The organism is Aequorivita sp. H23M31, assembly GCF_004022485.1.
Classification (GTDB): Bacteria; Bacteroidota; Bacteroidia; order Flavobacteriales; family Flavobacteriaceae; genus Aequorivita; species Aequorivita ciconiae.
Map to the genome: position 1 here is coordinate 422,530 of NZ_CP034951.1, position 16,541 is coordinate 439,070.

At 37.2% G+C, this 16,541-nt stretch carries 14 protein-coding genes; 4 read left to right on the plus strand and 10 right to left on the minus strand.

Annotated features, from left to right (window positions below; genetic code table 11):
* Window positions 1-31: 31 nt before the first annotated feature.
* Window positions 32-1,195 (plus strand): acyl-CoA dehydrogenase family protein, encoded by a 1,164-nt coding sequence (locus EI546_RS01920; RefSeq protein WP_128248960.1) that lies wholly within the window; start codon window positions 32-34, stop codon window positions 1,193-1,195.
* Between the two features lie 107 nt (window positions 1,196-1,302).
* Here the strand turns inward: EI546_RS01920 and EI546_RS01925 are convergent, their stop codons facing one another.
* From EI546_RS01925 to EI546_RS01935, 3 genes are all read right to left on the minus strand, one after another.
* The gene (locus EI546_RS01925; RefSeq protein WP_128248631.1) at window positions 1,303-2,145 is read right to left on the minus strand and encodes an IS3 family transposase; all 843 of its coding nucleotides are present in this window, start codon (window positions 2,143-2,145) and stop codon (window positions 1,303-1,305) included.
* Complete coding sequence (locus EI546_RS01930; protein WP_128248632.1) at window positions 2,142-2,540, minus strand: transposase; 399 nt, start codon at window positions 2,538-2,540, stop codon at window positions 2,142-2,144. Before EI546_RS01930 ends, EI546_RS01925 begins: the two co-directional genes overlap by 4 nt.
* Window positions 2,541-3,087: 547 nt before the next feature.
* The gene (locus EI546_RS01935) at window positions 3,088-5,403 is read right to left on the minus strand and encodes a tetratricopeptide repeat protein (protein WP_128248961.1); all 2,316 of its coding nucleotides are present in this window, start codon (window positions 5,401-5,403) and stop codon (window positions 3,088-3,090) included.
* A gap of 210 nt (window positions 5,404-5,613) precedes the next feature.
* Here EI546_RS01935 and EI546_RS01940 point away from each other — a divergent pair, with 210 nt between their 5' ends.
* From EI546_RS01940 to EI546_RS01950, 3 genes are all read left to right on the plus strand, one after another.
* Complete coding sequence (locus EI546_RS01940; RefSeq protein ID WP_128248962.1) at window positions 5,614-6,519, plus strand: hypothetical protein; 906 nt, start codon at window positions 5,614-5,616, stop codon at window positions 6,517-6,519.
* Window positions 6,520-6,672: 153 nt separating this feature from the next.
* Window positions 6,673-7,362: a TetR family transcriptional regulator C-terminal domain-containing protein gene (locus EI546_RS01945; protein WP_128248963.1), complete on the plus strand. Its 690-nt coding sequence runs from the start codon at window positions 6,673-6,675 to the stop codon at window positions 7,360-7,362.
* Window positions 7,362-8,669: an ABC1 kinase family protein gene (locus EI546_RS01950; RefSeq protein ID WP_128248964.1), complete on the plus strand. Its 1,308-nt coding sequence runs from the start codon at window positions 7,362-7,364 to the stop codon at window positions 8,667-8,669. The genes EI546_RS01945 and EI546_RS01950 overlap by 1 nt, the downstream gene beginning before the upstream one ends.
* Before the next feature lie 85 nt (window positions 8,670-8,754).
* Here the strand turns inward: EI546_RS01950 and EI546_RS01955 are convergent, their stop codons facing one another.
* The 7 genes from EI546_RS01955 to EI546_RS01985 form a co-directional block, all read right to left on the minus strand.
* Window positions 8,755-9,105 carry an SdpI family protein gene (locus EI546_RS01955; RefSeq protein ID WP_128248965.1) on the minus strand — a complete coding sequence of 117 codons (351 nt, stop codon included), beginning with the start codon at window positions 9,103-9,105 and terminating at the stop codon, window positions 8,755-8,757.
* Between the two features lie 256 nt (window positions 9,106-9,361).
* Window positions 9,362-9,811 (minus strand): DoxX family protein, encoded by a 450-nt coding sequence (locus EI546_RS01960; protein ID WP_128248966.1) that lies wholly within the window; start codon window positions 9,809-9,811, stop codon window positions 9,362-9,364.
* 470 nt (window positions 9,812-10,281) lie between these two features.
* Window positions 10,282-10,530 carry a PGDYG domain-containing protein gene (locus tag EI546_RS01965; RefSeq protein WP_128248967.1) on the minus strand — a complete coding sequence of 83 codons (249 nt, stop codon included), beginning with the start codon at window positions 10,528-10,530 and terminating at the stop codon, window positions 10,282-10,284.
* 15 nt (window positions 10,531-10,545) lie between these two features.
* Window positions 10,546-12,783, minus strand: a complete 2,238-nt coding sequence (locus EI546_RS01970) for a caspase family protein (RefSeq protein WP_128248968.1) — start codon at window positions 12,781-12,783, stop codon at window positions 10,546-10,548.
* A gap of 11 nt (window positions 12,784-12,794) precedes the next feature.
* A complete protein-coding gene (locus EI546_RS01975; protein WP_128248969.1) occupies window positions 12,795-13,340 on the minus strand; it encodes a hypothetical protein in 546 nt (181 codons plus the stop codon).
* Between the two features lie 20 nt (window positions 13,341-13,360).
* Window positions 13,361-15,316 (minus strand): tetratricopeptide repeat protein, encoded by a 1,956-nt coding sequence (locus EI546_RS01980; protein ID WP_128248970.1) that lies wholly within the window; start codon window positions 15,314-15,316, stop codon window positions 13,361-13,363.
* A 558-nt stretch (window positions 15,317-15,874) separates the two neighbouring features.
* Window positions 15,875-16,486, minus strand: a complete 612-nt coding sequence (locus EI546_RS01985) for a nitroreductase family protein (RefSeq protein WP_128248971.1) — start codon at window positions 16,484-16,486, stop codon at window positions 15,875-15,877.
* Window positions 16,487-16,541: the final 55 nt, after the last annotated feature.

Sequence of the window (16,541 nt, forward strand, 5' to 3'; positions counted from 1 at the left end):
GTATATTTATAGGAACCAAATTTTCTTTCCAATGCTCCAAAACATCCTCTTAACCCGCGAAATATACGCTTCCGAAGAACATAACATGATGCGGGAAATGATCCGGGATTTTATTCACAATGAAATCCTTCCTCAAACTGATAAATGGGAAAAAAATGGAATGGTAAGCCGGGAAATCTGGGAACGGGCGGGCGAGTTGGGGTTACTTTGCATTGATATGCCCGAGAAATACGGTGGGAGTGGTCTGGATTTTAGCTTTAACGCCTTGTTTATTGAAGAGTTGGGCAAAAAAGCGGTTAGCGGACCAGGGTTTTCATTACATACGGATATTGTTGCTCCCTATCTTTTAAAGTACGGCACAGAAGAGCAAAAGCAAAAATATCTGCCTCAAATGGCGTTGGGAAAGTTGATAACTTCCATTGGGATGACCGAGCCAAATTGTGGTAGCGACCTCAGGGCAATCACAACTTCTGCAGTAGATAAAGGAGATCATTATTTGGTTAATGGACAAAAAACCTTTATCACAAACGGATTTATGTGCGATATGTCAATAGTTGCTGTAAAAACCAATGTAGGTACAGAAGAAGAGGGTGTATCCTTATTAATAATGGAAAGTGCTTGGGATGGTTTTGACAAAGGAGTTCCTTTCAAAAAAATAGGAATGAAAGCCCAAGACACCTGCGAATTGTTTTTTGACAATGTAAAAGTTCCCAAGGGAAACTTACTGGGTAAAGAAGGAAAAGGCTTTAAAATAATGATGACCGAATTGGCCAGGGAGCGGCTAACTGTTGCGCTTAATGCCATTGGCGGGGCAGAGGGGGCCATTGAAAATACTATTGAATATACTTCTACCCGTACTGCATTTAAACAACCGATTGCTGCCTTTCAAAATACTCAATTTAAACTGGCAGAATGTGCCACTCAATTACAGCTCCATCAGGCTTTTCTGGATCGCTGTACCCAATTATTATCAGAAGATAAACTCACTGCGGAAAGTGCTTCCATGGCAAAGTATTCCGCCACGGAAATGCACAGTAGGGTAGTGGATGAATGCCTGCAACTCTTTGGAGGATATGGATATATGTGGGATTACCCAATTGCACGGATGTATGCGGACAATCGAGTGGCTAGAATTTATGCGGGAACGAATGAGATTATGAAGCTGTTAATTGCGAGGGGGCTTTTTAGGGAATAGGTTTCAGTAATTCAGTAAGTCAGTGAATCAGTAATCAGTAATCAGTAGGCAGTATTTGGTAGTTGGTAGTGGAATGAACATCCCTAATTAGTGTTGACCGTTTTTAGTTAATTTTCATTGTTAAAAATAGTCATCAATTTTCTTTGTTGAGGCCTCAACAAAGAAAATTGATTTATGAACTTTTCAGGGCTCATTCTGTCGTTATTGTTATGTAATCTTTTATTGTTATAATTCCTTACGGCTTTTGCCATCATTCTTTTTAATTGACCGAAGTCTTTAGGTTTCCAATGATCCAGATATTCCTCTTTTATGGTTCTGTTGATACGCTCGGCAAAGGCATTGTCCTGTGCGGAGAGTGCCATACTTATTTTACTTCCATTGTTCTCTAGAAGGTCTATATACTCTTTGTAAGTATATTGACTCCCTCTGTCACTATGGTGTATCAATGGAGCTTCGTTTTCACTCAATGCCATATTTAAAGCATCCATATTTGCCTGGGCTCTCATGTTGTCAGACACCTTATAGCCTACAATCTTCTTGGTATAGACATCTATTATAAATACAGCGTAATAATGCCTATGGCCAATGGGTATATAGGTAATATCGGATTGCCATACCATTGACGGATGGTCAATTTCCATTCCTTTTATAAGATTGGGATAATAGATCTTTGAAGCGATGGTTGTCCTTCTATAGTTCTTTTTACGCTTCAATCGATATCCCAGTTCCATCATAAGTTCTATAAACCGATCCCTTCCCATAAAGTCGGGCTTAAGTGTATAGTACATTTTCTCCACCCCACAACCTGGATGGTCCTCCCGCAGTTCGTCTGCTTCAAGAACCAGCTGTGCTGTTTTGTTATCAAAGATCTTTTGCCTGGTGTCATACTGGGCAACGGCCTGCTTGCTCAGACCAGCTTCTTTATAAAGACTGTTCAGGGAAAAACTCATTTTTTGTTTGTTTTCCCGGAACCAGTTGATTGTGGGGTGCCGAAGTTTTTTTTAATGTCGATGTCAAGTTCATCCTTGGCGATCTCCATCATCTTCTCAAGATAATCGATCATTATCTGCTTTCTGCCCACAGTGCGCTCAAGCTCCTTTACACGGGCCTCGAGCTCCTTCATTTTTTGGTTGCTGCTGTCTTTCATCTCTATAATTCTAAATCCTTGTTCGTTAAAGGTAGAGAATTTGTAGATCCAACCATAGATCGTAGGGTTTGCAACCCCATGGAGCTTCTCTAATTGGGGTACGCTAAACTTACCACTCTCAAAATCTGCAACAATCCTTTTCTTAAATTCAATTGAGTATTTACGCTGCTTGCGAATACTTCGTACATTTGCTTTCATAGTTTTCCACTCTTTAAGTGGTCAACCTATATCAGGGACGTACAGAAATTAATGTTCAGTGCTCAGTGGTCAGTGGTCAGTAGTCAGTAGTCAGTAAAAAAGTGGCAGTTTGCAGTTTGCAGTAGTTGCATAACGCTAGTTCCCTCATAACTCATAACTCTTAAAAAGTGCTCAGTGCTCAGTGGTCAGTGGTCAGTAAAAAAGTGGCAGTTTGCAGTTTGCAGTAGTTGCATAACGCTAGTTCCCTCATAACTCATAACTCATAACTCATAACTCTTAAAAAGTGCTCAGTGGTCAGTGGTCAGTAAGAAAGTGGCAGTTTCCAGTTGCAGTTGGCACTAAAATCATAACTCTGAACTCATAACTCATAACTCTTAAAAAGTGCTCAGTGCTCAGTGGTCAGTGGTCAGTAAAAAAGTGGCAGTTTCCAGTTGCAGTTGGCACTAAAATCATAACTCTGAACTCATAACTCATAACTTTTAACTGGTAGTAGTTAATGGTTTTTAAACTTGGAACGTGAAACGGCTAACCCGAAACAAACCCTTCTCTAAAGCCTAATTTGCTTTTCCCCCAATCTCTGTGATAATACCTTGGCTCGTTGCAACGGAATATACTCTGGGTCGGCGTGCTGCCAATATTGAAGTGCAATATCCAAATATTTCCTTGCTTCTTTGGGATTCTCGTTTTCCAATAGGAATGCCAGCTGATAATAATATTTGGGATCTTCGGGCTTTTGGTCCACTTCCTTTTTCATAATCTCCTGAGCCTTTTTCAAATTGCCAGCCTTGGCATAGATATTCGATATAAAATCCTTCTCGCCAATAAGACTTTGGATTTTTGAATTATCTTTTTCCAATAGCTCAATGCACTTCTTATAATCTCGATCGGAATATGCAAGTATAAGATCAAAATAAGTGTCGTAACCTTTTCCGTAGTTTTCATATTCTCTACGGCAGTTGGTTCGAAATTTTTCCATTTCCATAGTCATTTTATAGTCGTTTTGTATAGCATTTATATTTACAAAACAATTATAAAAACTTTCATTTTCTGAAGAAAATCTGCTCAAATCGGTAATCAACTTTTCTACTTGTTCCTCTCTGCTGATCGATTGGTTCATTAAGGCCTTTCGGGAGAAGGTACTTGCCAAAATCCTATTTATTGGGCCTAACCTGGTAGTGTATTTTTCATATTCGGCAAGAGTTTTTAAAGAAGCACTGACTTGGCCGGATAATTCCAAGAGATAACTTTTATACCACATAAACTGAATGCTATCCGTTAGTGTGGTGGCCTGCTTTAATCCGTCGTCCATCCTTTTATAGGCTAAGGCAGTTGCCTGGTTTTTAAAATCCAAAGTGGCTATTTTTGCCTGCAGTTTTGTGTTTAAAGGATCTAACGCTTCTTCTCGCAGAAGGATTTCCTTCGCCTTTTCTAAATTACCTTGTTTTTCATAGATGTTCGCATATTTCTGTCTGTCCTCATCTCTATCTGGAAATTCAGCACTTAAGCGCTCCAGACTCTGTAAAGCTTCCTCATATTCTTCATCCACCAGCTGCAGTTCATATAAAGCCAAAAGTCCCTTTTCTACATTGCCATTCTCTATAGCCTCCCGCATTAATTTTTTACCACTTTCATTTCCATATTCCACCCTATACATTCCCAATAATGCTTGATAAGGGGCAAACTCATAGGGATACATTTTCTTTCGCATTTCCTGTAATTTCCGATATGCATCTATATTGTTTGTAATCTGATACAGCACTTCCTTAGGGATGAACTGCATTCTTTCCGGTAGTGATTTTCCATATTTTATTGATTTTTTTATAGAAGCAATAGCCTCATCCTTTCGTCCAAGTCCATATAGAACATCTCCAATCCAAAAATGGCAGGAAGCGCATTGTGGATCCAAGGCAACCGCTTTTTGATCTAATACCAGAGTTTCCTCCAAGGCTGAAGGATCATTATAAAATGTCATTCGGGATAAAGTATGGAATTTAAGCGCCTCAAGATTACCCGTAACCAGAGATGAAGCCGGCATATTCATTTGCTTTCCTGTACTCTTTATGGCGTTTGGAATATTATCAAAAATCTGCTGCTTTATATTATCTACGGCATTGTAGGGGTCTTCACCTATAGCATAGAGTTCCGAAATACTTTTTCCGTCCCGGGTATTGTATAAATTTCCCTTAAATTCAAATTCCCCATCTTTGATATTATAGGAAATATCCGTAAAAAAATCATTGCGTGACTTTTTGGCAATCTCACGTTCCAAGCCAACATTTGGAGTTACAAAGGAGGGGAGGCCCATCACATTGTGATAGGTATTCAAGGTATAGACGGAATTCGTATAAAATTCAGGCCGCTGATCTAGATTGTGCTGTAGAAGTTGTGAAAAGGCCACTCCATACCAATCATTTTCTTTGTTATTCGTCAAGTTTCTAAATTGGAAACTGGCAATGGTCTTTATCTTGTTCAGGCTAGGAACCACGGCAGTTAGCGATTTTCCGTTTTCGTCCACAACCTCGATAGTAGAAGTTTGGCCCGTTGTGGTTTCGTTAAACAAAAGACTACCCAATAAAAATGCTGCTATAACATTCATTACTACCAATATCTTGGGCCATTTTAAGGTAGAAGATTTAAATTGTAATTGACTTCCGAAGTAAGTTACTATAACAAGAGCAGGGATGAGCGCCAACCAAATCAAAAGATATTTATCAACTAAAGAATTAGTTAAGTCATAGCGTTTGGTGAGGAACTCCACGAACTGCAAGAGACCAAATCCTACGGCAAAATAGGTTCCCAAATACTGTGGCACCTTGCGATCCCAAAGTTGCTGAAAAATCGATTTGTTGCTATTGGTAGCCATATCAAGATAAAGGGCTAAGATAAAATATTGGCTATAATATTCAAGTTTTTACCTTGAAATGTTCATTGTAAAAAATTAATTCCTATTCATTATAATTCCTTTGGAAGACGGGCCATTATAAGAATTTTTTAGGAGAATACATTCCAGACTATATCTCATTTAAGGTTGGTTATAGATTCATTAGCTTTACCGATAACAACACTATAATAAATGGAACACCTTAAATTGACCTTCGGAGATATTGCCCAACGCGGAATTCTATATTACGATAAAGAAGTGGAAAAGGCCTGTCACAGCATCTGTGAAACCCTAAAGATTGATAATATGCCTGATTACGATTCTGCGCATTATTTTCAGTTGCAAAACGGACAGTTCCAAAGAAAATCAATTAACGAGGAAAATAAACTGCAGTCCAGGGATCGGATTTTTGAAGAGGAGCTCATTAAAAAGTTTAATGCGAACACCCACAATGTGTTGTTTGTATTTAAGGGAGATGTCCTTTCAGGGATTGTCCATTTTTCCGATTATAATCAAACAAAAGTTTTGCAGGCGATTCAGGATGATGTGCTTACGTTCGAAAGGAAATTACGGCAATACCTCTTCCTCAAAAATTTTAGAAATGAGGATATGCTTAAATACTTCGAATATAGAGCGGGAAAAAATGAACATTCCAAACATTATTATGAAGGTCGATTGCACCAATTGGATAAAAGAAAAGAAGAACTAAATCAATTGGGCGAATTTCAGATGTTCGACTTAAAGGATCTGTTGGAGTTCGGTAATGATGCACCCTCAAAAAATGCTTTTCAATATGAAAAGGTAGATCTGCAAGGGAGGGATATCTACGAATCCACTATGGTTAATAGCTTAAGAAATATGGCAATGCACGGAAAAAATCCCATAGAAATGGACGAGGAATCATCGGTTTATTCTATTGAAAGTTTGGAATATCTATTTCATGCGCTGAAAATATTGGAAACCTTTACCTACCGAATTGAAAAATTGATTGCGGATCACGAAGATTATAAAAAATCGGTCATAATGGACAACCGCAGCAAGCTGGAGATTATCTATCAACACCATCCAAAAGCAATAAATTATTTTATGGGAAATTAATCGTCCTATTATACGACAAAGGTCTCGGTAACTGGGCTTTAAATTTTAACACAACGTTCTGTTTAAGTGCTATAACAAAACATTAAACAATACTTATCTTTGATAAGTGAATAAAGGTACTGAAACATTTCAATTTTAAAATACAAAAATATAATGTCAACTATAGATAAAAACTCTCCAGCATTTGAAAATCAAGGCTCTGAGGAAAAAATTAAAAAGCATAAAATAATTTCTCTTTATATGGAATATGTTCTTTTAAACGAAAGAACTCCAAAGAGTGTATTTAAGTTCTGTAGAGAAAACAATTTTGAGGAAGCGGTGTTTTATGAATATTTTGGTTCTTTTGAGGGATTACAAATGGAAATTTGGAATTCTTTTTATGAGCAAACCGTTTCATTGGCAAATAACGATGCAGCGTACGCAAGTTTTTCGAATAGAGAAAAAATGCTGACGTTTTTCTATACTTTCTTCGAATTGCTCACGCTTAACCGAAGCTACATTCTTTTCACCTTAAAAGAACATCAGAATGTTATGCGGAATTTGAATCAGCTGAAAGGGCTTCGTAAGAACGTAAAACACTTTGCTGCTGAATTAATCCGCGAAGATAACGAAGATAAAAAGCTGAAAGTTTTAAAACAATCTGTTACGGTATTTTCTGAAGGTGCCTGGATCCAAACATTATTTCTGCTGAAATACTGGATGGAAGATAATTCCGCCGGATTTGAAAATACAGACATTGCAATTGAAAAATCGGTCAGGGCAATTTTTGATGTCTTCGATACACAGCCGTTGGAAAGCATATTGGATTTCGGAAAGTTTTTGTGGAAAGAAAAGATGGTGTAATGAAGACTATAGACAAAATCCCCACCAATAAAATTCAGCGTGCTTCCAAATTAATGACTACCGGCGTAAAAGTGGGCGGTAATTACTTAAAGTATTACGGAAAAAAACTCGTTAATTCTGATCATAATAAGGACGAACTTAATGAGAGCAATGCGGAAGACATTTACGATACTTTAAAAAATTTAAAAGGAAGCGCACTGAAGGTCGCCCAAATGCTAAGTATGGAAAAGAACATAATGCCGAAAGCTTATGTTGAGAAGTTTTCATTGGCGCAATTTCAAGTTCCAGCGCTCTCCGCACCTTTGGTTCGCAAAACTTTTAAAAAATATTTCGGCGACACTCCTGAAAGTCTTTTCGATACGTTTGATGCCGGATCGGTTGCCGCAGCAAGTATCGGTCAGGTTCATAAAGCAACGAAGGATGGAAAAAATCTTGCAGTGAAAATTCAGTATCCTGGTGTTGCAGAAAGTATAAGTAGCGATTTGGCAATGGTAAAGCCTGTAGCGATGAAAATGTTCAACATAAAAGGAAAGGACAGCGACAAGTATTTTCAGGAAGTTGAAAGCAAGTTGTTGGAAGAAACTAACTATCTGTTGGAAGTAGAGCAGAGCAAGGAAATTTCCCAAGCCTGTAGTAATATTCCGAATTTGAGATTTCCGAAGTATTACGAAAAACTTTCAAATGAAAAAATCATTACCATGGACTGGATGGAAGGGCAGCACCTTTCGGAATTCGTGAAAAGCAATACCAGTGATGAAGAGGCAAATAGGGTAGGGCAGACGCTTTGGGATTTCTATATGTTCCAAATGCACCAATTAAAACGCGTTCACGCAGATCCCCATCCTGGAAATTTCCTAATTGATGCTGACGCAAATTTAATTGCCATAGATTTTGGATGTGTAAAAACTGTTCCTGAAGAATTTTATGTGCCTTATTTCGAATTGGCTATGCCGGAAAACATAAGTAATCCAGAAGTGTTTTTGGAAAAAATGTACGCTTTGGAAATCTTAAAAGAAGAAGATTCACCGGAGGAAGTAAAATTTTTCTCAGAATTATTTCAGGAAATGTTGAGTTTGTTTACAAAACCTTTCCACTGTGAGACTTTCGATTTTTCTGATGAAGAGTTTTTCGGAAAAATTGCAGAGTTGAGCAATAAATATTCAAAAGACACCGAAATAAGAAAGATGAACGGAAATCGAGGTTCGCAACATTTCCTCTATATCAACCGAACATTTTTTGGGCTTTATAATCTGATGAACGATCTGGGTGCGAAGGTGGAGATTAATAATTACAAGAATTATGTTTAAACGTAGGATTCACAGGTAGCCTATCCAAATACAATAGAACCACCGAATATTTCCCTATTAAAATATTGAAAATATACGCACCGGGTCATCTCCCAAATTTTTTCCTTATTGCCATTTCCGTATTATAAATCAGGAGGAAAGCCCATGTTAAAATGCTGAGGACAACTATGGAAACGCTTAAAATGATGTAATCAATTTTTATTATAAAGTTTAGAAGAGAAACCAACAATAAATAATAGGAATAATTTATCATATTTCTAGCACCAACTTTTTGTGCAAAATCCCATGTTTTCTGAGATTTCATAGAAGATTTAGTTCTAAAACCATAATAGTAATTTATGGTCTTGGGAGGTTTATTTTTCCAATAATTTCCAAAAATAATATTTGCTATACCTATTATAAGGATAGGAATAAATATTATGGGGTTAAAGGTCATTATTTCATTTTTAATTTTAAGAGAAGGTGGCTTATCTTACCATCTAAATACTATATAAGATTTTCACGTGCTAAATATAATTAATGCTGCGACCATTGAACAGAAGAATATTGGCAAACAATGAATAATAATGTTTGTACATATTCCGGACAAATAAGGTAATAAGATAGAGCTGTTGGGATCGATATAAAATGGATTATATTGAAATTTGAGGTTGGGAATAATATCCTATACAATTTATTGGCCAAGAAATAGCCTATATATTTCGTTTGTTGTTTTTACTAGAAAACAACACATAATCCAACGAAAATCTTCCAGGACCCGTAAAGGTGAGTGCAAGAAAAGTAAACAAATACAGATACCGCATTTCCAAAACTTCAAAGGCATCGTTTACAATAAACGCATGGAAAATGAATATCACTACAAAGTTTATTGTTAATATCAAACTTGCAATTCTCGAGAAAAGTCCCAAAATCAATAGAACTGCACAAAGTCCTTCCGCAAAAGCAGCAAGATAAAAGGAAGAGGTTATGCCAATACCAATGGGATCCATAAATTGAATTTCCTGTCCGCTAAAAATAACACTCATTTTCCCGTATCCATGCCCATAGAGCAATACAAAGGCAAAGACCAATCTCAAAATCAGCAGGCCGAAATCGCGAGCTGTGCCATTTTCACCGACTAAAAAATATTTTATCCTCTCCATAATGGTAGGTTTTAATTGTATTTAACCTAAGGGTTTCCAATGGATTAAAGATAAGGAATTTTTATTTTCGAGTAATCAAACCGTATTTGTTCGTGGTATTTTTTGAAGAATCACTGAATCTTGAACTTGACTAATTCGACAATGCAATTTCTAGTGTAGTGCTGAAATCCGTGGTTTTGAATTAATTTCTGGTTGAGATATAGAACAAAACGTAAATTGAATTCACATAAATACATTATTTTGGAAGCCCCTAAACAAAACTATGCGACATAATCGACACGGCTAATTATAGCATAGGAACAAAGTGAAAATCAGTTGTAAAAAGATACGTTAAGTTGCTATTCACTAATGTCATTAAATGTCTTATAATTTATATTATGTAAAATAGGAAATATGCGTTATAGAAAATCCCATCTAGAACTGCACCTCTTCCTAACAACTTATCTTCCTCAATAATAAATATCGAGTTCCTAACCACAATCCGTTCCTTCGTCCGGAATACATAGGTCATAGCTCTGTTTAAAAATAGCATCATCGCAAACATATTTTTCCCCATTGATACCCACCATTAACCAATCTCCTGCCTTCCCGCTCATAACCCCTTCCATTGATTCAACTTCAAAAGGTTCGTGGATCTGGGCACATAATATTGCTATTGGTTTCTTCTTGGCGCTAAGAAACTTTATTTGCGGAATTTCGTCTTGTGTAAATCGGAGCATAATAATAAAATTAGATCAGGATAAAAAAATGGTTTTTAGGAACTTAATAAAAGGATCCTCTGGATTTTGGGAGTGCATCAAACAATAATATGCATTATATGCATTGCTATAAATTGACATTTTCTCTCTAATCCCTGCCATCGCGGCGGTCTGGGAATAGTTGCTTTTGGATTCTTCCAAATTTCCCAAATATAGATTTGCCTCCGCCACGGTTGCCAACTTCCATAAGCTGTTAAAGGGATCTTTTTTGGTAGCATCCAAAGCAGTATTGGCATAATCGAGCATCTTAGCCTCATCTTCTTTATAAAATAGATATAAAAATGCCAAGTTTATGGCGTGATAGTAAATCTGCTTTTGATCCTTTTTTGCCTGGGCAATTTCTAGACCTTGCGAGTAATACTTGATTGCATTTTCGGCATCACTCCCACAAAAGGAAAAGAGATATTTGCGTTTATACCTGCCTCCAATTACCCCCATTAAATTTGAGTTGTCTTTGGCCAATTTATGGTTCTCCACGATTGAAAGAGCCTCCTCTGCTCTATCTGCACCCTCAAGAGCATAAATAAGTTGTTCCAACCCTTTGTTATCAAGGATTTCAAGTTTGGGCAGTTGTTTTTTAATGACCTCATCATAATCTCCTAAAGTGATATTTATTTCCTCCTGCGATGAGCATTGATTGAAGAATTTATTTCCAGTCAATGCATTTACAATCAAACAATAACTATCATTGTTTTTATCTTCTACCTTGACCATTGAGAAATGGTCTCCTTCCACGATAACTCTATTAGCTTCCGGAAAGGGCTGAAGACTTGATTGTATAGGTATAAATAGATCTTTTGTAGAAGCTACCGTTCTAAAGTAGAATGGATAAGAAGTTGAAAATAGCTGTGTCCACCGCTCTCTTAAATTGGTGATAAAGTTTCCCGTTTCCTTTAAATCCTTTAGATTATCCTGGTTCAAATTCTTTATTGTTGTTTCAGCTAAGCCATTGCTTGGGGTTCCAAAGAGGATAAGGTGGCTTATTTTTTCTCGGTCTTCGGGAGATAAATCTAATATAGTTTGTTGAACGGCCAGACCTCCCAAGCCATGAGCAATTATTGCAATACGCTTGTATTTGGAATATTTATGCTTTATGGAAGCGGTGAGGTAAGTGGAATTTCGATTTATGTCGGTAAGAGAAGCCCATACATTTTTGCCAAGGTCAGGAAGGATATTTTCACCATAACCAAATGGAAACATATCCCATCCCGCCATCTTTTTGTCCTCCATTAAAAATTTAGGGATATCCGCAAAAGCCGTCGCTCCATTACCCATAAAACTATGTACAAAAAGAATAACACTATTGGCATTTTCCGTTTCCCTGAAAACTGTAGCCTGTTCTTCCTTAGTTGCTTGTTTACCTTGAATTGATGTTTTAGTTTCAATCTTACTCTCTGGATTAGTTCTTAGATCCTTCGGAAGATAACTGAGCACGAAGTCATCATATATTTGAAGATTGGCATAGGGATTTTGCTTAGGATTGGCTTCGGGCACCTTTTTAAAAATATATTGTACCACCTCCGAAATTCGAATAAAGGGATCACTAAAATCCGTTTTGCCCTTCCCCCGTAAAACCTCAATCATACATTTAGTATAAAGACTATTGCTGTCTCCTTGCATAATATAGCTTAGCTGATCTTCCCTACAAGAGGAAATAATCGACATTCCCTTACCATCATCCAATGTTTGGGCAAGTCCATCCTGTTGCGATAAATGCCCTGCCGCCTTAGACAATATACCAGGTCCGTCCTTGGTAATGCCCGCGGCGTGACAACAATCCAAAAAGAAAACCAGACGGCGCGATTTCAGTTTACTTATTTTCTCCTTTACCTCTTCCGCTTTTACCCAAGTCTTTTCATAGTTTACGGGGTCATAATCAAATGGACACAAATGAAAGTATTTTTTGTTTTGGTCCTCTGGTTTCCAATCTTCCTTTCTTAAAAATGTATTGTCACTATAACATCCACCGTGGCCGGAATAATAGATAAGCACGGAAGCGTTTTCATCCGACTTTTCAATAAGATTGTCGAAGCTGGCAAGAATGTTTTTACGGGTAGCTTTATTGTCCGTAAGCAAGGTAATATTTTCGGGTAAATATCCTGCAATGGTCTCGTCTGCGAGAATATTATAAATAGCCGTGGCATCCTTGACGGTTACCGGAAGATCATTCCCTACTCCTATCAACAGTGCATATACGTTTTTTAGATTTCCCATTTTGTTTGGTTTTATTTAAATTCAATTTTCTTCATCAGCTCTTCAACTTCCATTGCCTGTTTTTCGGTGGCGGAGTCATTGGCCGCGGAAGTAACTTCGAGCATTGCCTCCATCATTTTCTTCTGCTGAATAGTTATAACTCCGGTTTCCTTTAGTTTTTGCAAAAGTTGCAAGGGTTCCAAATCCTGAACTCGAATGTTATTTTTTTCTGAAATCACTTTTAAATAATTTATAAGCTCCGAGCGAACTTTTAAGATTTTACGAAATGGAGTGTCATTTTCCTCATTGAATACCTTTATATTTCCACCACTCTTTTCAACAGTTGTGGGCACAATCTGTTGAAACAGTTTCTTCGTGGCCTCTATCTTTTGCGCAAAACTTAGTTGAAGTCCAGAAGTATCCGCTTTTAGTGTATTTAATCGTAAAATGACATTTGCTATACTTTGTCTGAAGATCAAGAACATAAACAACAAGGTTAAAGGCCAAATAATAACATCGATCAATTGGACAAATACCTCGAAATTGCTTTTATAAAGGATTTCCGTTTCAATAGCCATAATGGTTTGTTTTTAAGGGATTAGTACCAGAATTTTAATATCTTCTGAAATCTATCGGAGTTTATATACTTCCGAAATAGTGGGTCATTCTGAAAACTTGTGGAAATAAATAAATGACCCTCGGCTACCGATTTAAGTAGATTTAGATACATCTCATCTTCCTTATTTGCCATAGCATCGTATTGAGCGAGCACGTAATCAACCTCTCCAAATTGAAAAGGCCCCCGCAAATTTTTGAGCATATGGAGATTTTTTTCGGCTTCGGAATTATTGCCAAGCATATAATTTGAAATGGCCAGCTTTCCAAGGAAATCTATGGATTTAGGGCTTTCAATATGCAGCTTATGATATACTTCTTCCGCTCGCGCAAAGTCACCCAAGTAAAAAAGTGCTTCTGCCAAATAATGTTTATCGGATATCTGGGATCCCAGATTTTTTGCTTTTTTGAAATATATTTCGGCGGTGGTATTATTTCCCTTTAATAAGTACTCTTTTCCCGCCGTCATATATAAGAGAAGAAGATTTTCAGGAGTAGCGGTAAGTTCCTGCTGAAATAAAAAATTATTTAAATCGGCAACACTCCCAGTTCTTACCCAGGCCTGAAGAAGTGGTTTTTTTAGAATATCGGAATCTATCTGAGCCAGTACTTTCTGGGATTCATTTATCGCTTTTTGGTAATTATTTAATTGCACGTCCGCTAACGCCTTCACATAAATTCTCTCCACACAATTGGAGCAATTCACAAAGTCCACACTATCCGACTTAATCACATTAAAAATTTCCTCTACATCCTGAGGTCTGTTCACAAATTGCAATGCCAGGACCATGGCTGTTTTATTTGTTATAAGATCAAAGGGAGCCATTTTATATTCCCTCAGGAGCATTTCGTAGGCTTTTCTGTTATCACCCTTAAGAGTAGCCTCATACATGTTCAACAGATTGAGTTGTCGCAGGTTTCGGTGGGAATCAGGTTTTATTAATTTTAGGAGGGAATCTGCTTTTTTAAATTCCCTTTGATTGTAGAAATATGCCACCCTAAGCACTTTCGCCTCAAAATAAGTAGGGTCAATCTCAAGAGCGCTGTTTAAAAGAGCTAGTTGTTCTTCGTCACTGCCCGTACTTTTTGCGTCCAAAAGATATTTATAGGCTTCATATTTTGGAGGTCTTTCCTGTAGCAGCAATTTTTTGTTTGCTGAGGTGGCGAGATATCCTGTAATGGACTCGGAAAGATCTTTGATACAATCCAAGGCATTAGCCGAATTGCAAGTGTTTTTTTTAAAGGAAATTATTGTTGAATTGGTCTCTCCATCTGTAATACTGCTTTGGAATATTAATTGACCATTGTTGAGATAGAAATTCCCCGAAATTATTCTCGCGGGCTTTAAATATTTTCGCACCATATTTTCTTGATCTTCCCCTGATTTTCCAGAGCGCAGCATATCATTATACTGTGAGATAACATCCTCAGAAATAACCTGTCCTAACTGATTTTCAGTAATTCCGTGAATTACCCAATCGGAAGCCATTTTACCAACAATATCATATTTGGGATCACCCGTATTATTTCCAAATTTGAGCACCGCAATTTTATCCGTGTGAATTGCTGATGGCAAAACGGAGTTTTTTGAAAACGTATTGCCGACGATGAGGAAAATTGCCGTTGCACATATTATTCCGATCACTCCTATTGCCGAAAAATAAATTTTATGGAATTCCTTGGTAAGTTTTTCTTGTTCTTCTACATCTTCATTTTTCTTTAGAGGTGCGATTCGAAATTTCCAAACCAAAAAGATAAATACCGGAAAACCTGCCAATAAAAAAATAATCAGATAAGTAACGGAGGTATGGGGAAGTCCCAACGCTTCCCAAGTAACAGCAAGGACCTGCAACAAAACCCAAGATGAAACGATATAAAAAGAAAGCAATTTAAACACTTCCTTTTTATGGCACTCATTTATAAAGCTTTTGAATTGCATTATGGAAAAAATTTTTAAGTCTAAATTACTTAATTATTCTTTAATCTACCCGATTAAGACATACTTCATAATTAATTAAATAATACTCTATAAATAACATAGATTTTACTACATTTAATAACGTATAATTTAATCAGAAAAGCCATGTCAGACAAAAAGAAACCCGCCGCGAAAAGTACTTCGGCAAGCGCAAAAAAAAACCGCTACTAAAAAAGAATCTCCGAAAAAAGGTCCTATTTCAAAACCTGGAGCAAACATTAAACCTATATAGAGATGGTTTAGAATTGGAATGAAAAAGTTCCTTTCTAATTATTTTAGGAAGGAACTTTTTTTCGTTTGATAATTAGAATCCGTGCTCATGAACTACAAGCCGTCGAAGCTTTAAATAGGAGGAAGACTAGGAAATCCAGGGTCTACAAACTCGAAAATTGAAACCAGAAACGTGGAACTTAGGAACTGGAACTTGAAACCCGAAACCCTTGTCCTCCGAAGCTTGAGCGTAGTTGGATGAAAATTGAGAATTTAAACTTAGAACTAGAAACCATCTCATAGGTCACTCTATTTCCTCTCTACGAAATTTCCGTTAAAAGCAAACTCATCTTGGGATATTCGCTTTCGTAATTCGGTGATTTCCTGTTTCTTTAAATCTCCTGGCAGGACTTCTTCATCCCCGCCAAAATATCCAAAAGCAACCGCTGTTGCAACATGATAATCTTCCGGAACGTGAAATTCTTTTTGCGCATCTTTAAACCGAACCCCCGCCATTTGGTGAACGGCTATTCCCATACTGTTCGCTTGGGAGATTACATTCCCCATAAACAGTCCGAGGTCATGAAGGGCATGAAAGTTTTCCTTATCCTTATTATTCATGGTTTTTTTAAAAGCATTTAACCATAATACCTGCGCATTGCCTGCCCAAGATCGGTTATAGTCATCCAAACATTCAAAAATTCGGTCAAACATTTCAGTTCCCTTGATTCCCCAGATGATCCGCCATGGTTGCATATTGCCTGAACTTGGCGCCCATCTTCCGGCTTCCAGAAGTGTTTTTACTTGCCTCTCGGAAATTGGTTTTTCCGCAAATACTCGAGGACTCCAACGATTTTGGATACTTTCTAAGATGGTGTAATCGGTTGGTGTTATTTTATTTATGCCTGAAATTTTTTCCATTTCTTTAAACTGAATTTTATTAATTTTTCTCCAAATTAGACCACAGAGAATTAAA

Coding starts and splice junctions, on each gene's coding strand:
- EI546_RS01920 (WP_128248960.1), top strand. CDS start 32: ATGCTCCAAAACATCCTCTTAACCCGCGAAATATACGCTTCCGAAGAA.
- EI546_RS01925 (WP_128248631.1), bottom strand. CDS start 2,145: ATGAGTTTTTCCCTGAACAGTCTTTATAAAGAAGCTGGTCTGAGCAAG.
- EI546_RS01930 (WP_128248632.1), bottom strand. CDS start 2,540: ATGAAAGCAAATGTACGAAGTATTCGCAAGCAGCGTAAATACTCAATT.
- EI546_RS01935 (WP_128248961.1), bottom strand. CDS start 5,403: ATGGCTACCAATAGCAACAAATCGATTTTTCAGCAACTTTGGGATCGC.
- EI546_RS01940 (WP_128248962.1), top strand. CDS start 5,614: ATGGAACACCTTAAATTGACCTTCGGAGATATTGCCCAACGCGGAATT.
- EI546_RS01945 (WP_128248963.1), top strand. CDS start 6,673: ATGTCAACTATAGATAAAAACTCTCCAGCATTTGAAAATCAAGGCTCT.
- EI546_RS01950 (WP_128248964.1), top strand. CDS start 7,362: ATGAAGACTATAGACAAAATCCCCACCAATAAAATTCAGCGTGCTTCC.
- EI546_RS01955 (WP_128248965.1), bottom strand. CDS start 9,105: ATGACCTTTAACCCCATAATATTTATTCCTATCCTTATAATAGGTATA.
- EI546_RS01960 (WP_128248966.1), bottom strand. CDS start 9,811: ATGGAGAGGATAAAATATTTTTTAGTCGGTGAAAATGGCACAGCTCGC.
- EI546_RS01965 (WP_128248967.1), bottom strand. CDS start 10,530: ATGCTCCGATTTACACAAGACGAAATTCCGCAAATAAAGTTTCTTAGC.
- EI546_RS01970 (WP_128248968.1), bottom strand. CDS start 12,783: ATGGGAAATCTAAAAAACGTATATGCACTGTTGATAGGAGTAGGGAAT.
- EI546_RS01975 (WP_128248969.1), bottom strand. CDS start 13,340: ATGGCTATTGAAACGGAAATCCTTTATAAAAGCAATTTCGAGGTATTT.
- EI546_RS01980 (WP_128248970.1), bottom strand. CDS start 15,316: ATGCAATTCAAAAGCTTTATAAATGAGTGCCATAAAAAGGAAGTGTTT.
- EI546_RS01985 (WP_128248971.1), bottom strand. CDS start 16,486: ATGGAAAAAATTTCAGGCATAAATAAAATAACACCAACCGATTACACC.